Consider the following 15,536-nt stretch of genomic DNA (forward strand, 5'->3'; position numbering starts at 1 on the left):
AAAAAAGACCCCCGAAAATCGGGGGTCAGTTTGGTGGGAGGTGAAGTGGTTTACTCGGCGGCTACGGCCTGCTCGGCGGCACCGGTCTTAAGCACAAAGTCGAACTCGAAGTGCAGATCAGTGCCCAGTTCCTTGGGGGCCGGCTTGAACTTGCCGATCAAGCTTTCTTTGACGGCAAACACGCTGTCGTTCTCCAGCCATTCGCTGTCGGCATCGTAGATCTGGCTAATCAACGGGCGGTAACCGTCTTTGGAGATAATGAAATGCATGTGGCCAGGGCGGTTCGGGTGGTGGCCCATAAAGCGCAGCAGTTCCCCTGCGGTCTCGTCGTCGGGGATCGGGTAGGGGACAGGCCGGACGGCAACAAAGGCGTAGTGCCCGTTATCGTCAGTTTCGAACCGGCCGCGGAGGTTGTATTCGGGCTGGTCAGGATCGAGGTTCTCGTAGATGCCGTTCGGTGCATCCTCCCAGACATCGAGCGTCACACCAGGAATGCCGTTGCCGTTCTCGTCGCGGATGTAACCTTCGTAGTAGGCTGTTTCTTCGTTGTCGAAGTGCTTTTGAATGGTCGAAGCGCCCTTGGGCAGGACTGGCGGGTTTTCGCGGTAGAACGGTCCGAGCACGGTCGATTCACTCTCGTTGCCTTCGACCGGGTTGGTCATCATGTCGACCAGGACTTCGATGCCCAGGATATCGGCCAGCAGGATGAATTCCTGGCGATTGTCGTTGCAAAGCTGTCCAGCGCGGGCAAGGTAATCACAGGCGGCCAGAAATTCGTGATGCTGAAGTTTCACGTCTTTGATGAAAGCATGCATGTGCTTGATGATACCTGTCGCGATCTCGCGTTCACGGTCGGTGATATCGCCGTGCTGGCCGAGGCTGCCGATCACAACCTCCGTAATGTTTTCTTGGTTGACGATGCCCATGGATAATTCCTCCTCCTGGCTGTCTGGGGGTTCGAAAACAGGACGCTCCACCGTCCCTCGTCTGCGATCGAACTTCCCCCCAATCGCTCCTCATCCCAATGCCTGGGGCGGTATCGGGCAATACCGCAAACGGCTGTAGCCCTCGGAGTGTCCTTTAAATCAAGCAGTTATAAGGGCATTCAAGATGCGCCCGGCCTGAGAGTATTGCCTCATACCCGGGATGGTATGGCTTCACTGTATTGGCTCGTGGCACCAACGCTTCAGTAAATTATCGCATGGGAGGCTGAGGTGATCGATACCTTCAAGCATATTCAGCAAAGCCTTGAGGCGACGCCGCACTTGCTGCGCCTCGGCTGTCTGTTTTCCGAAACGGTGCTGATCGAGATCGACGGCAGCGAGTACTACCTGTCTTTCGATAAAGGGCTCATCGTGTCCGTCGTAGAAGGTCCGAGCCGCAAGACACCCTGGCGATTTGCCCTGCGCACAGATGCCGAAGCACTGGAAAAGTTCTGGCAGGCCCGTCCCGAGCCGGGGTTTCACGACATTTTCGGGCTGGTGAAGATCGGCCGGGGCCGGATTGATGGCGACATCCTGAGCCTCGTCAAAAACCTGCGCTTCTTCAAGGAAGTGCTGACGCTGGCACGCGCAAAAAAGGAGCTGGCCGCATGAGTATCGAACCGATCACCGGCCGCTATGTCACCGTCACCGTGGGCGGCGCGCCCCGCCGGATCTATTTCGAGGAAGCAGGGCAGGGCCGTCCGGTCATCTGTCTGCACACCGCCGGGGCTGATACCCGCCAGTGGCGTCATCTGATGAACGACACAGAGATCACCGCTTCGAACCGCCTGATCGCTTTTGACATGCCATGGCACGGAAAATCGCTGCCGCCTGAAGGCTTTGAGACCCAGGAATACCTGCTGACCACCGAAGCCTATATCGAGACCGTTCTCGCGGTCATCGACGGTCTTGGGCTGGAATGCCCGGTTCTGGCTGGCTGCTCTATGGGCGGGCGCATCGCGCTGCAACTCGCGGCTTTGCATCCCGAGAAATTCAGCGGTTTTATCGCAATAGAAGCCTCTGATTTCCAGCCCGCCTGGTATGATATCGACTGGTTCCACCGCCCGGATGCCCATGGCGGCGAGATGGGCGCAGCGCTTGTTTCGGCCAACATTTCCCCCTTCGCGCCAAATGCCGAGCGCTGGAACACATTGTGGATGTTCATGCAAAGTGGTCCCGGCGTTTTCCGTGGCGATCTGAGTTTTTACACAAAGGACGACAGCCTGATCCCGCGTTTGCCGACGATCGCTACGGCAAATACCCCTGTTCACATCATCGTCGGGGCTTACGACCTGACATGCACACCCGAGGATGCCGAGCGGACAGCCAAGGCGATCCCTGGCGCGACGCTCGCTGTGATGGACAAGCTCGGACATTTCCCGATGAGCGAACACCCGGACGGGTTCCGTCCCTTCTTCGTCGAAGCTCTTGGGAAAATGCCCAAACCAGCTGCGAAGGCGGCCTGACACTCAAATCAGCACGGGAGGAGGAGCCATGTGCAAGAATGCCGACAACCCCTGTCCAGGATGCAAGAAGCACAAAAAGGCAGAGGCCGCATGGATGTTCTTCACCGACGAAGAACGCGCCGCCATCGAGAGTATGAGGCAGGCCGGCAAGGCCTCCGCATCGCGCAAGGCACGCTCCTGAACGGATCCAAACCTGACGTGCCGCATTTCCCGTGACGCGGCAAAACCGGAACAAAACAATGACAAACCCCTGCATCATCTGCGTGGCGATTACCGGCAGCCTGCCGACCAAAGCCAACAATCCGGCTGTTCCAATCATCGTATCGGAGCAGGTGGAATCGACCCACGAAGCCTTTGAGGCGGGTGCCACCATCGTTCATGCGCATGTGCGCAATGAGGATGAGACGCCCTCATCGGACCCTGAGAAATTCGCGGCCCTGAAGGAAGGTATCGAGAAACACTGCCCGGGCATGATCATCCAGTTCTCGACCGGCGGGCGGTCGGGTGCGGGCAAGACACGCGGCGGGATGCTGCCCTTGCGGCCTGACATGGCGTCGCTTTCGGTCGGGTCGAACAATTTCCCAACCCGTGTCTACGAGAATCCGCCGGATCTGGTGGCCTGGCTGGCTTCGGAAATGCTGGCCTACGACGTCAAGCCAGAGATCGAAGCGTTCGATCTTAGTCACATCCTGAAAGCCAGACAGATGGCCGATGAAGGCCAGCTTGCGGGCACACCCTACATTCAGTTCGTGATGGGGGTGAAGAACGCCATGCCGGTCGATCGGGATGTGTTTGACTACTACATCCGCACCGTTCACCGTCTTTTCGGTGACGATGCGCCATGGTGCGCGGCCGGCATCGGGGCCAATCAGCTCACGCTGAATGAATGGGCGATTGCTGCGGGCGGGCACGCGCGTACAGGGCTTGAGGACAATGTCCGCCTCGACCGGAACACGCTGGCCCCCTCCAATGCCGCTCTGGTTCGACGAACCGCGGAAATTTGCGCAAAGAACAACCGCCCCGTCGCGACCTGGCAGGAAGCGCGGCGCATCCTCGGGCTTCGCCTGCCCACCGACAGCATGAACCGGGGTGAGACCGAAAATACTGCGGTGGCCACAATTGTCTGATACGGCTGGATACCAGCGACTGCGCCTGGGGGACATTTCCGGCTCCGCTGTCGGGGCCGGTTTCCTTGCAGTCCTTGTATCTTATTCCGGTCCTCTGCTGATCTATCTCAGTGCTGCCGAGGCCATGGAAATTTCCCGGTCAGCATTCACATCTTGGGTCTTCGCAATCTCGATCGCGGCAGGCCTGTCGAGCATCGTCCTCAGCCTGTGGTTCCGTGCCCCTGTCGCTATGGCCTGGTCCGCGCCTGGAACCGTGCTTCTGATCGGGTTCGGTCCTACTCTGCCTGCTGCTGAGATGGCGGGGGCCTACATTGCCGTCGCGGCGGCTTTGATCCTCATCGGTATTTCCGGCCTGTTCGATCGGCTCGTGAAAGTTCTTCCTCCCGCCGTAACAAACGGCATGATGGCGGGTATCCTGTTCGGTTTCGGCCTCAAGGCTGCAGGCGGGCTGGCCACAGATCCGGTGGTGGTCTCCGTTCTCATCGCAGCCTTCGCAATTTGCACCGCCACCGTGCCGCGCTATGCCGTGCTCGCCTTGCTGGGGCTGGCTCTTATGCTCACCTCCATCGCTTATGAAACATCGATCACATCGGTGAGCTTGTCGATGGCGCAGCCGCAAGCAATAGTGCCACAATTCTCGACGTCTGCGATGCTCAGTCTTGCAGTGCCGTTGCTAATAACGACTCTCAGCGGGCAATTTCTGCCAGGAATGGCGGTTCTGAGGGCCAACGGCTACGCGGTCTCGGCCAATCCGATCATGATCTTTGGAGGACTTGCCTCCGCGGGCGCCGCGGTGTTCGGTGGAATCAGCACCGCGCTTGCGTCAATCACGGCAGCTTTCTGCGCAGGGCCAGACAGTCACGAAAACCCGGAGCGCCGCTACATTGCGGGTGTTGCCTGCGGATTGTTCTTCTGCCTCGGCGGGCTCTTTGCCGGGAGCATCGTCGACATCCTGATCATGCTGCCATCCTCCGTCATCGCACTGCTGGCGGGGTTGGCGCTGCTGCAACCGATCCTGAAATTTACCGCCGCAATGATGGCGTCCGAAGATGCCCAGGCTGGGCTGCTCACCTTCATTTTCACCGCATCCGGCGTGTCGCTCTTCGGGATCGGCGCGGCATTCTGGGGAGTCGTGGCGGGCATCGTGTTTCATTTCCTGACGCGGTTTGGCCGCTGGATGATGGACCGGCTGGCGGCGTGAGCGGCCCCTTTGCTTGCGGTTTCAGTACAGCTGGGCAAGGATGACGGGCACCGTGACGGCCCCGAAAAGCGTTGACAGAACAATGGCCGACGCGCCGGTTTCACCGACTGAGTGGCGGCCGCAGAACACCGCATAGGATAGAAACAGCGGCATGCATGAAAACAGGACCGCGTCCCGCGCCACCGGGTCCTGCCAGCCGAATACAGCGCAGAAGGCACCGCCGACCACAAACGGGTGGATGATCAGCTTGGCCGCGGTGACGGCCGCGACACGCGGTCCGCTGCGCGACACCCGGAATTGCAGGATACTGCCCCCGATCACGAACAGCGCGATGAACGGTGCGGCGGCGACGATTGACGTGACCACACGGTCCAACCATTCCGGAAGGGTGAGGCCGGTCGCGAGGAAGGCGAAACCGGCGGCCAGGCCCAAGACGACTGGGCTGTGCGCCAGTGCTTTCAAAGCGGCGCCAAAGGCGTTCTGACCGGATGTGTTCTCGGCCAGCAGCGCCAGTGTAGTCACGACCGGGATGATGATCGCAACTTCGGCGAACACGACCCAGGAAAAGACCTTGGCCGCGCTGCCGGGTATGAAGGCCGAGGCAATCGGGAAGCCGAGAAAAATGGTGTTGGCGGCCGCCCCGCCGAGCGCCAGGATAATGCGCTGCGGGGCCGGTTCGTGCAGGGCAAAGCGCAGGACGGCCCACAGAACCGCGCTCGACACTAGCGATGCGGCGCCAAAGACGAATGCGTTGAGCCAGGAGAAATCCGCCAGCGTTTCGCCGTTTGCGATGGCGGAAAACAGCAGCACTGGAATGCAGGCATTCATCACGAACCGGTTCAGAACCGGCAGGCCGTCTGCGGGAAACCATCTGCGGGACACGAAGAGGCTGCCGATCCCGATCATCGTGAAGATCGGCAGCATTAGGAGCAGGACATCGGTCATGGCGAATCACTCTGGAAGGCGCCGCTTGGGCGCGCGTGCATGTTGCCGGGCGCAGAGTCGGAGCTGGCACCAAGGTGCCTGCGCTGCATTTGAAAAAGCGCGGCGCGGTGGGCGGCGGCGGCCCCTTTATTGTTCATCTTGCGGTTTGAAGACGCCGTCGAAGAAGGTTGAAAGTGCAGCGAAGCCGTCAAGCGGCAGGATGTGCGCCACGTATTGGTCCGGCCGGACGACGATCATGCAGCCCTGTTTGCAGTCAATGCCGCGCATCGCGTAGATGTCGTCACCCCGCTTGTGATCGACGCAGAAAATCTTCTCGAAGTCGCGCAGCCCGTAGCGGCCCTTTCCAGGCCGAAGCAGGCCCGGCATGTCCTCAAAGTTCAGCGCCTTGAAATCCTGCTGGAAGATGGTGCGCAGGTCGATCAGGGCATCGATATCTTCAGCTGCACGGGTATACCGCCGGATCGGTGACGAAGGGTCATTTTCCAGATAGGCGCACAGGTTATGAATCGCACCGCCTTCGGTTCCATCGTCATCTTGTCCTGCGAAGGCGTAGATGCGCCAGCGCCCGTCCGCTTCGGCAACATGGCCCAGCTGCATGGGCTTCGCATCGGATAGCCTTAGAACCGGCGCCGAATGGAAGCGCTTGCCCGCGATTTGGCCCGTGGCAAGCGACTGGTGCGCCGACGCGGCGATAATCCTTGAAGGTTCGTAGTGAACGGCAAGCCCGCCGGTAAATTCCAGGTTCTCGATGAACTGCTTTTGAAACCGGGGCATTTCGCTGCCATCAAGTTCGGATTCGCCCGGCGGAGCGCTCATAATGCGCGCCCACTTGTGATCGGTCTCAACTAACCGCTTGGCTTCCAGCTGACGTTCGGCCGAGTAACTATGCAGCAGGCCCGGGTCTGACCGGCCGGTCAGAACATGGGCAAGTTTCCAACCGAGGTTGAAGGTGTCGCCCATGGAAACATTCATACCTTGCCCCGCCTTGGGGCTGTGGGTGTGGCAGGCATCCCCGGCGGTGAAAACGCGGGGTGTCCGGTGGGCAATCTCATCCGCGGGGACATCATCGAACTTGTCGGTCAGCCTGTGGCCGATCTCGTAGACCGACCACCAGACCACCTCTTTGACGTCGATGGAGTAGGGGGCCATGATCCGGTTCGCCGCAGCGATAATATCGCCGGCTGTCAGGTTGCGGTTCGACACCCGTTCATCCGGATTGAGCTTGTCGAGTTCGACATACATCCGGAATAGATAGCCGCCTTCGCGCGGGATGATCAGGATATTGCCTTCCTTCGCTGACTGGATCAGGCACTTCCTGCGCAGATCCGGGAAATCTGAATTCGCCAGAATATCCATAACCCCCCAGGCCTGATGCGCCGCATCGCCGTGTAACTTGCCACCGATTGATTTGCGCACTGTGCTGCGCGCGCCGTCGCAACCGACCACATAATTCGCGCGCACTGTAACAGTGTCACCTGCGCTGCCATCTTCGGCTACGTGTTCCAAGGTAACAGTAACGGGGTGATCGTCGCTGCCGCTGTCAATCGCCAGGTCATTGACGCGCAGCCCGTAATGGGGTTCCAAACGTGTTGGGGCGTTCTTCATCACGTCGAGGAACAACTGGTGTATCCTCGCCTGGTTCACGATTGTATGCGGCATCTCTGACTGATCATCGGCCACGTCCTGAGCGATCCCTACGCGGTGGATATGGCTCGGATCGGCGGGGGAGGGCTTCCAGAACGCCGTCTGGTTCACCCAGTAGGCTTCGCGCTTTACCTTTTCCGCAAAGCCAAAGGCCTGAAACATTTCCATCGAGCGGACGCTGACGCCATCGGCTTGCCCTTTTTCCATAGGCCCGTGTTTTGGTTCGACAATCATGGTCGAAATTTCCGGAAAACCCGCCAACTGTGCCGCGAGGCACAGCCCTGCGGGTCCGCACCCGGCAATCAGTACATCGACCTTTTGCGGGATATCGTTTGCGTTCGAGGTGGCACGACCAAGGCCTGGTGCTGATGGTTTGATATCGGGATCACCAGGTTTGAACCCGTCAACGTAGTACTGCATGGCCAACTCTCCGCTTCACCGCTTTCTGAACGGTTATTACTGATTGTACTATTCAGCGCCCCCCTCAAGTAAGGTATGTATACATACCATTCCGGTTGGCCAGCGCATTCATGCTGTTATTACTGGTTGCTCTTCCCCAGCGTAGAAACCGGGCCGAGAGGTGATGCGGTTAAGATCAGAGTCCCCGTTGATTTCGCAAATTCCAGTATGCCCGCCGGCTGCGCGACGAAGCCAGCCTGCGGGGGCACCGCACCGGACTGAAGGTGGCAGCGCTAAGCGGCAAGGTTCTTGCCCGCTTCCATGATGCGCCGGCAGACCAGGCCGGGGTCATCCAAATCGCGGGACAACAGCAGAACCAGTTTCGCCAGCAGTGCAGCGTGCTGTTCCTCTCCTGCGGCGTCCAGCGCACGGGCCAGGGTTTCAAAAACGGATTCGAGGTCTTCCGGTGTCATTTGATTTCTCCTGCTGTGGCGCGGGCGAAAGCCTGCCGCAGCGCTCCAGGTGTGGCTTGGCACCAGCGGGCGGCAATATGGGTGTCGGGCCGGATGAGATAGGCGCTGTCCGGAGAGGCAGAAAGCAACCGCGCGGCGTCGGAACCCGGTGGCAATACGATATGTGTCAGGCCCAGCTCAGCAGCAGTTTCGGCCAACGCCTCCCCGAAGGTGACGAGACTGAAGCCGGGGCCCAGAAGGCCGGAGAGAAACCCGTCTGAAGTGCGGGCGTCGGGCAACACCGTGCCAGGCTGCGGGCCACCTTCGAAGCCCGTATCGTCGGCCCAGACGGCAGGGCTGGCGGCATAACTGTAGGGAGTCATCTGCCGGGGGTTGGCCAGCCCGCCTGCGAACGGATGGCTTAGCGCGAGGTTTAGCGCCGTGTCTCGCATCAACTGCCAGCCGGGGCTGGGCGGGGTCATGAATCGGGCCGACTTGGATGCATTGGCGAAGACATCCAGCGTCGCGCCGCGGCGTTCCGGCGTGTAGCTGTCCAAAAGCGCTGTCCCGGCTTTTCCTTGCAGCACCCAGGCCAGTTTCCATGCGATGTCATAGGCGTCGGCCAAGCCGTTGTTCAGGCCGCGCACGCCGAAGATCGGCACGATATGGGCGCTGTCGCCGACGAAGAACACGCGTCCGTCCCGGTAGTCATCCAGCGCCAGCGTGTTGGCGGAATAGACGCTCCACCATTCCAGCTCCCAGTCGCCGTCATGGCCAATCTCCCGCAGCACTGCGCTGACCGAGGCGCGCACAGTCTCCTCGCGGATGGCTTTCTTCTCATCCTCGCCATCGTGAAGCTGGTAGTCGATGCGCCAGATATCATCTGGCTGCTTGTGTACCAGGACTGTACCGCCGCGGCGGCAGTCAGGGTCAAACAGTGCCCGGCGGATGGTTGGGTAACCGTGCTTCATCTGCACATCGGCGATGACATAGCGGCCCTCGTAGTTCTCACCTTTCAGGCGAAGGCCGCGCAGTTTGCGGATGGCACTGCGGGCGCCGTCCGCGGCCAGCACCCAAGCCGCGTTGAGCGTATAGATGCCGTGCGGGTCTTCGACCGTTAGGGTGACGCCATCGCGGGTATCACTGGCCCCGGTGATCCGGCTTTGCCAGCGGGTTTCGATCAGCGGCTCGCGGGCGATGGCGTCCCAAAGATACTGCTCGATGTACTGCTGCTGGATGTTGTACATCGGCCGGTACTTCTCGGCCCGGCTGTCAGGCATTGCGAACTCGAGGATCTGGCGGCCGCGGTAGAAACTGCGCCCTGTGGTCCAGGGCAGCGCTTTTTCCAGGAAGGGCGTTACTGCGCCGATGCGCTCGAAGATGCGAAAACTGTGGCGGGCGACACAGATGGCGCGGCTTCCGTCGTTGAAGGTGGACTTAGCGTCAAACAGCACCGATGGCACGCCGTGGCGGGCCAGGGCGAGTGCTGCTGTCATGCCCACAGGACCGGCGCCCACGATTGCGACCGGAACATCATCTGATAGATTGCTGCGGTATTCCGGCGGATCAAAATGCGGGTACGTGAAGTAGAGCGAGTCGGTGTCGCCGCGGCCTGCCGGTCTCATAGGTAAGTTCCTCCTTGATTGGGAAAAACATAGCTGCCCGGCAGGTGTCCTGTCTGTCCTCCTTGAGGGGGGACATGATAGCTTGTGGCGATGGCATCCTGTATCCGGCATATCGATACTTGTCTTGCGCTGCTGGGCAGCGGCGGCTTTGCGCCGGCGTTTTCAGAGTTCATGGAAACGTTGGGGGCCGATCAGGTCATGGTATTTGCGATCACTGAAGGGAATGCGCGCTGCCTGTTCTCGCGCCATTACCGAAGTGCAGCGCTAGCCGAGGAACTGTCAGCGCAATATCTGGATGGCTGGTATCTGCAGGATCCGCTTTTGCCTGAACTGGTGCAGGCGCAGCCAGGCACAGTCCGGCTGAGGCGGCTGGAGACGATTGCTGAAACGATGGGCAGCGACTACCGGCGGATATTCTTTGACACGCCGGGGCTGCGGGCCAAGACCACTGTGCTGGCCGCCGGAGTGCGGCTGAGGCTGTTCGTAAGCCTGTACCAGACGGGCGGGGCACAGCCGGACTGCGACGCGGATTTAGCACGAATTGCAGGCCGGTTGGCGCTGATGCATTTCGAAAGTACCGCCGGCAGCGCCACTCCACCGGCTCTGGACGCGTTGAGTGAGCGGGAGCGGGCGGTCTGCCTGGGTATTCTGGCGGGGCAGAAGGCGGAGGTGATCGCAGCGGCTCTGGAGGTCGCGCCCAATACCGTGATCACCTACCGTAAGCGCGCCTATGGCAAGCTGGGGATCAATTCGCGTGCGGGGCTGTTCTCGCTGTGCAGAGACCTTGGTGCCTCGAGCTGACATTGCTGCAAAGCTGGCGGCCGGCCTGCGGCAGTTTCCACAGTAAAAGTCCCGTTCAGGCAAGGAGAACCTGAACGGGTCTCGGAGTTCACCCTACCGTACTTCCCAGCCAAAGCGTCAGGGCAGGGAAGGCGATCAGCAGAGCCAGCCTGGCTACATCGGCGATGATGAACGGCACCAGCCCTCTGAAGATCTTTACCACCGGGACTTCTGGCAGCACGGCCTTGAGAACAAAGACGTTCATACCGACGGGTGGCGTGACAAGGGCGATTTCGGTCACCACGATCACAATGATGCCGAACCAGACCAGGTCAAAGCCTTGGGAAACCACCACCGGTGCGAACAGGGGCACGAAGATCAGAATGATGGCCATAGAATCCATCACGCAGCCCAGAACAAGGAACACCGCCATGATGACGAAGATCAGCGCGAGGCCTTCGAGCCCGGTCGACTCGACCAGCCCCAAAACACCCGCGGCAAGCCCGGACAGAGTGAGCAGCTTGGACAGCATCAGTGCGCCGAAAAGCACAGTGTAAAGCGATACCGAGGTATAGGCGGTATCGATGATGATGGTGCGCAGCACGCTCCAGCCGAGCCGCCCGTGAAAGGCCGCGATCAGGATGGCAAGACCAGCTCCCATGCCAGCGGCCTCAGTGGGGGTGAACAGCTTGGCATAAAGCCCGCCGATGATCAGCCCGAACAACAGCAGGAAAGGCCAGACGCCGGACAGCGCCAGGAGCTTTTCCGGCCAGGGGGTGCTTTCCCCGCGCGGGGCATGGCTTGGGTCAAGGGCCGCAATGATGCGGATTGCCACCATGTAGGCGGCCAGACCGATCAGCCCCGGCACCACTCCGGCAATAAACAAGTCGCCGATGTTGGTCTGGGTCAGAATTCCGTAGACCACCATGATGATCGAGGGCGGGATCAGGATGCCGAGTGTGCCGCCGGCGGCAATGGTGCCGGCCGCCAGCTCGTCGGAGTAGCCGTATTTTTTCATGCTGGGATAGGACACCTTGGCCATGGTGGCGGCGGTGGCATAGCTGGAGCCGCAGACGGCGGAGAAGCCGGAGCAGGCGGCCATGGCGGAAAGCGCCAGCCCGCCGCGCACGTTGCCCACAAAGGCATATGCGGCGCGGAACAGATCGTGGGCGATGCCGGTTTTGGAGATGACATTGCCCATCAGGATGAACATAGGCACTACGGCAAGGTCATAGGACAGCACTGCGTCCGAGATCGTCAGCGGCACCAGCTGCAGCGCAATGTTCCAGTTAATCGCCAGCCCGATACCTATGACCGAAACAGCGAGCAGCGAAAAGGCCAGCGGGATCCTGAGGAAGGCAAGCAGGATGGCCGCAGCCATGGACAGAGAACCGGCAATCATAACACTTCCTCCTTATGGGTGTTTTCGGCGTCGGCCAGCGGCCTGCCGAGGACCACGGCAAAGGCGGCCACTGCAGACAGCGCGCAGCTCAGTGCCATGAAGAAATAGAGCGGTGCGCGCGGCACGCGAAGCGCTTGACTGACCTCAGAAATGCTCGAGGCATTGAGGCCGTGCTTGACGAACAACCAGGCCATCATGCCGAGCACAGCTGCCACCAGAAGCCCGGTCAGCACGCGCCACCATGCCAACCCGGGGCGGTCCAGCAGTTTGTCGAGAAGATCGATTGTCAGGTGCGCCCCCGCGGCGGTCACCAAAGGCAAGCCGGCAAAGACTGTCAGCGCCATCAGGTGTTCGGTAATGTCATTTGCGCCGTAAACCGGTTCGCCGAACAGGCGGCGTCCGATCACATCGGTGAAGGTGAGAGCCACCATGGCCAGCAGAAACAGTGCCATTGCCGTTTCTACTGTCCGGCGGATTTTCAAAGCCAAAGAGCGCATCCTGCGGCCTCCTATTGCAGAAAGGGGGACGGCCGCACCGTCCCCGAGTGGTTTGCCCGGAGAGGGTTATTCCGCAGCCAATTCGGTGTAGGTCTCTCTGTAGAAGCCAAGCATCGCAGCCGGGTCTTCCACGCCGGCAGCCTTTGCCTTCTCGGTCCACTCCGACACCATCTCGTCGTAGATATTGTTCACCGCGGTAATCAGCTCGGGTGCGGCTTCGGCAATTTCGTGACCTTCAGCAGCCAGCTTCTCCGATGCAGCTGGGTTTTGGAGATCGAAGTTCTTGCCCCATGCCGCCGACAGGGCCTCACCGGTGACGGCTTCGATCGCCGCTTTGTCGGCATCGCTGAGCCGGTCCCATTTGGCGCCGTTCATGATCACGAAGAAGGTCGCGTCATAAAAACCGTTGGGGAAAATTGTGTGATGCTTGAGGCTGTCCTCGAGCCTGAAGTTGACCACGGATTCCATGGTGTGCAGCGAGCCATCGATGACTCCGCTTTCCAGCATTTCGTAGGCTTTGGTGGCGGGCGCCGCGACCGGAACCGCCCCCAGTTTGGTCAGCAGCTGCTCCTGGATCGGGCCTCCCATGCGGAACTTCTGGCCGCTCACATCCTCGGGTGTGGTCACAGCGGCGCTGCCGTGGTGCAGTTGGCCGCCTCCAAACATGCCTACGGCCAGCATCTTGACCCCGTCAAAAGCAGGATTGCCGGCCAGAAACTTCTCGTAGGTTTGCCAAAGCGCCCGGCTTTGTGCCTCGGCGTTGGTGCCGGCGTTGGGGAATTCCGCGAACCACAGCGGTACGAAACGCTCCGGCTCGTAAGTGAAATTACCCCAAGTGATGTCGGCGACGCCATTGCGAGCCAGCTCCCAGTGCTGCGGCGGGCTGGCCAGCGGCGCGGGCAGGATGGTCACGGTGACACGGCCTTCTGTGACCTCAGCTACTTTTTCGGTAAAGGGCACGAGAAAGTCGGTATGCACGAAATGGGTCGGCGGCACCCAGGACGACATCGTCAAGTTTTCCGCGCTGGCGGCTTGAACCGTAGCGGTCAGAATTACGGCAGCCGCCGCGGCGCCCTTGAGCAGTTTGATGGCAGGGTTGATCATCTGTTTCCTCCCTTGGATGTATGATCGTGGTTATTCAGGCTTGCGGGTCCGGCATTTGGCCAGGTCGGCAAAAATCGCAGCACCCAGCGGAATGACCGCCGGGTCGAAGACGAATTCGGGGTGGTGCGGTGCACGGCCGTCCTGTCCGATGAAGAAGTAGCTGCCCGGCACCCGGTTCAGAAATTCCGAGAAATCCTCGGAGGCCATCAGATTTCGGGCATCTGCAATAACTTTGTCTGCACCGGCGACCCGTTTGGCCGAGGCCGTCACTGCGGCGACGGCGTCACTATTGTTGAAAGTCACAGGAGCAACTTTGGTGACCTGAAGCTCTACCGCGACGCCGTAGAGGTGCTCGGCCGCAGTGGCGGCTTCCTGAAGCAAGGTGGCCAGCCTGTCGCGTACCTCGGGCGCGTTGGTGCGCATTGTTCCTTCGATGGAGACCTCAGCAGGCAACACATTGCGAGCCGTGCCCCCCGTGAGAACGCCAAAGGAGATCACACCGGCTTCCCGCGCATCGATGACCCGGGTCGACGTTTGCTGTACCAAACCGATGAAGGCAGAGGCCGCCGCGATGGCGTCCTCGCCAGTATGCGGCATCGAACCGTGGGCACCATTGGCGCGAATGGTGACGTCGATGTTGTCAGCTGAGGCCATTGCTGCAGCTGATGGTATGCTGACTTTGCCCGCCGGCAGGCCGGGCAGGTTGTGCAGGGCGTAGATCTCGTCGCAGGGAAAACGCTCGAACAGGCCGTCGGCCAGCATTGCGCGGGCACCGGTAAGCAATTCCTCGGCAGGCTGGAAGATGAAATGCACGGTGCCGTCGAAATCTGGGCTGTGCGCCAGATAGGCCGCCGCAGTGAGCGCGGTGACGGTGTGGCCGTCATGGCCGCAGCCGTGGAATCTCCCCTCCACTTTTGAACGGTAAGGCACGTCCGCCTCTTCTGCCATCGGCAGTGCATCCAGTTCGGCGCGAAAGCCGATGCGGCGGCCCGGTGCAGCATCACTGGCGCCTGCACCGTGCAAGGTTCCGACGACACCAGTGCCGCCGAGGCCAGTGGCAACTTCATAGCCGAATTCCGTTAGACGGCTGGCTACGAAGGCAGCGGTCTTGGTTTCTTCGAAGCCAGTTTCGGGATGGCTGTGAAGATCGTGCAGCCAGCTCTCAGAAATGGGCTTCTGGATGCTATACCACTCTGCGAACATGCGACGGGCCTCCATTATGTCTCAAGGCAAGATGGTTGCGATGTGAGATTAAATTTGCAAAGTGGTTATAGTTTAAGATTATTGCTTGGTGAAATCAGGGTATCGCTTGATACCTTTCCTGCACCGTGGCTCAGTAAATAACGGATCCAGATGAAGATGAAAAAAGCCTTCAGAAACGAAAGATTGACCTACCGGCTCGAGCTCGTGGCGCAGGAAGCGATCGGTGCCAATGACGAGATATTCTTGCGCGAAACGGGCTTCCGGATCCGGGAATTGCGGGTTTTAAGGCTAATTGACGACACACCTGGCACCACATTTGCGGAGATAGCCAAGGCGACGGGATTGGAGCGCAGCCTTACGTCGAGGATCATTCGAACCCTGTTGGGCGACGGCCTGATTGTAAGGGAGAACTCTCTTGAAGATGCCCGGGTGTTTCTGCTGACTACAACGCCCAAAGGGCAGAATATTCGTCGCATCGCCCGCCAGTTATCTGACCGTCTTGAGGTAATTCTGACTGAACCTCTGTCGGACCAGGAGCTTGCAACGCTTGACGGAATTCTCGACCGGCTCGGCAGCTGGATCACCTCGGAAGAGTACCGAACTGCATTGGCTGTTGATTAGGCAACCTGTTCTGGCGTTTTTTCCCAAAGAATCCTTCAGTAAACTGTCAATGAGCGTTCAAAACTGACCCGGTTTCAGCGTTTGAAT

16 protein-coding genes are annotated in these 15,536 nt (G+C 60.0%); 7 read left to right on the forward strand and 9 right to left on the reverse strand.

Annotated features, from left to right (window positions below; translation table 11 throughout):
* Positions 1-50 precede the first annotated feature (50 nt).
* A complete protein-coding gene (locus ACTRWG_RS15955; protein WP_027233524.1) occupies positions 51-926 on the reverse strand; it encodes a dioxygenase family protein in 876 nt (291 codons plus the stop codon).
* A 288-nt stretch (positions 927-1,214) separates the two neighbouring features.
* On the opposite strand from ACTRWG_RS15955, the gene ACTRWG_RS15960 reads away from it, so the two are divergent.
* Genes ACTRWG_RS15960 through ACTRWG_RS15980 form a run of 5 tightly spaced genes read left to right on the forward strand, consistent with a single transcriptional unit; the run spans position 1,215 to position 4,777 of the window.
* The gene (locus ACTRWG_RS15960; RefSeq protein WP_036796608.1) at positions 1,215-1,595 is read left to right on the forward strand and encodes a hypothetical protein; all 381 of its coding nucleotides are present in this window, start codon (positions 1,215-1,217) and stop codon (positions 1,593-1,595) included.
* On the forward strand, positions 1,592-2,449 hold the full coding sequence (locus ACTRWG_RS15965) for an alpha/beta fold hydrolase (protein WP_027233526.1): 858 nt from the start codon (positions 1,592-1,594) through the stop codon (positions 2,447-2,449). The genes ACTRWG_RS15960 and ACTRWG_RS15965 overlap by 4 nt, the downstream gene beginning before the upstream one ends.
* Positions 2,450-2,477: 28 nt before the next feature.
* Positions 2,478-2,630 carry a DUF1289 domain-containing protein gene (locus ACTRWG_RS15970; protein ID WP_152612168.1) on the forward strand — a complete coding sequence of 51 codons (153 nt, stop codon included), beginning with the start codon at positions 2,478-2,480 and terminating at the stop codon, positions 2,628-2,630.
* A 58-nt stretch (positions 2,631-2,688) separates the two neighbouring features.
* The gene (locus ACTRWG_RS15975) at positions 2,689-3,576 is read left to right on the forward strand and encodes a 3-oxoadipate:acetyl-CoA acetyltransferase (protein ID WP_027233527.1); all 888 of its coding nucleotides are present in this window, start codon (positions 2,689-2,691) and stop codon (positions 3,574-3,576) included.
* Positions 3,569-4,777: a benzoate/H(+) symporter BenE family transporter gene (locus tag ACTRWG_RS15980; protein WP_051357600.1), complete on the forward strand. Its 1,209-nt coding sequence runs from the start codon at positions 3,569-3,571 to the stop codon at positions 4,775-4,777. The genes ACTRWG_RS15975 and ACTRWG_RS15980 overlap by 8 nt, the downstream gene beginning before the upstream one ends.
* A gap of 21 nt (positions 4,778-4,798) precedes the next feature.
* Here the strand turns inward: ACTRWG_RS15980 and ACTRWG_RS15985 are convergent, their stop codons facing one another.
* From ACTRWG_RS15985 to ACTRWG_RS16000, 4 genes are all read right to left on the reverse strand, one after another.
* Positions 4,799-5,722 carry an AEC family transporter gene (locus tag ACTRWG_RS15985; RefSeq protein ID WP_027233528.1) on the reverse strand — a complete coding sequence of 308 codons (924 nt, stop codon included), beginning with the start codon at positions 5,720-5,722 and terminating at the stop codon, positions 4,799-4,801.
* Positions 5,723-5,848: 126 nt separating this feature from the next.
* A complete protein-coding gene (locus tag ACTRWG_RS15990) occupies positions 5,849-7,786 on the reverse strand; it encodes an FAD-binding monooxygenase (RefSeq protein WP_027233529.1) in 1,938 nt (645 codons plus the stop codon).
* Positions 7,787-8,058: 272 nt separating this feature from the next.
* Entirely contained in the window at positions 8,059-8,238 is a 180-nt protein-coding gene (locus ACTRWG_RS15995) for a hypothetical protein (protein ID WP_027233530.1), read from the reverse strand.
* Positions 8,235-9,842, reverse strand: coding sequence for an FAD-dependent monooxygenase (locus tag ACTRWG_RS16000; protein WP_027233531.1), 1,608 nt, complete (start codon positions 9,840-9,842; stop codon positions 8,235-8,237). Before ACTRWG_RS16000 ends, ACTRWG_RS15995 begins: the two co-directional genes overlap by 4 nt.
* A gap of 90 nt (positions 9,843-9,932) precedes the next feature.
* Between ACTRWG_RS16000 and ACTRWG_RS16005 the strand changes: the two genes are divergently transcribed.
* A complete protein-coding gene (locus ACTRWG_RS16005; RefSeq protein WP_027233532.1) occupies positions 9,933-10,643 on the forward strand; it encodes a helix-turn-helix transcriptional regulator in 711 nt (236 codons plus the stop codon).
* A gap of 88 nt (positions 10,644-10,731) precedes the next feature.
* Here the strand turns inward: ACTRWG_RS16005 and ACTRWG_RS16010 are convergent, their stop codons facing one another.
* The 4 genes from ACTRWG_RS16010 to ACTRWG_RS16025 all read right to left on the reverse strand — a co-directional run bounded on the left by ACTRWG_RS16010 (position 10,732) and on the right by ACTRWG_RS16025 (position 14,828).
* Positions 10,732-12,024 carry a TRAP transporter large permease gene (locus ACTRWG_RS16010; protein ID WP_027233533.1) on the reverse strand — a complete coding sequence of 431 codons (1,293 nt, stop codon included), beginning with the start codon at positions 12,022-12,024 and terminating at the stop codon, positions 10,732-10,734.
* The gene (locus tag ACTRWG_RS16015) at positions 12,021-12,476 is read right to left on the reverse strand and encodes a TRAP transporter small permease (RefSeq protein WP_245597298.1); all 456 of its coding nucleotides are present in this window, start codon (positions 12,474-12,476) and stop codon (positions 12,021-12,023) included. Before ACTRWG_RS16015 ends, ACTRWG_RS16010 begins: the two co-directional genes overlap by 4 nt.
* A gap of 111 nt (positions 12,477-12,587) precedes the next feature.
* Positions 12,588-13,625 (reverse strand): TRAP transporter substrate-binding protein, encoded by a 1,038-nt coding sequence (locus ACTRWG_RS16020; RefSeq protein ID WP_051357601.1) that lies wholly within the window; start codon positions 13,623-13,625, stop codon positions 12,588-12,590.
* A 30-nt stretch (positions 13,626-13,655) separates the two neighbouring features.
* Positions 13,656-14,828, reverse strand: a complete 1,173-nt coding sequence (locus tag ACTRWG_RS16025; protein ID WP_051357602.1) for an amidohydrolase — start codon at positions 14,826-14,828, stop codon at positions 13,656-13,658.
* Positions 14,829-14,978: 150 nt separating this feature from the next.
* Between ACTRWG_RS16025 and ACTRWG_RS16030 the strand changes: the two genes are divergently transcribed.
* Positions 14,979-15,449, forward strand: a complete 471-nt coding sequence (locus ACTRWG_RS16030; RefSeq protein ID WP_084299285.1) for a MarR family winged helix-turn-helix transcriptional regulator — start codon at positions 14,979-14,981, stop codon at positions 15,447-15,449.
* Positions 15,450-15,536: the final 87 nt, after the last annotated feature.

It is taken from the genome of Leisingera sp. G5_S3_59_S7 (assembly GCF_054968485.1).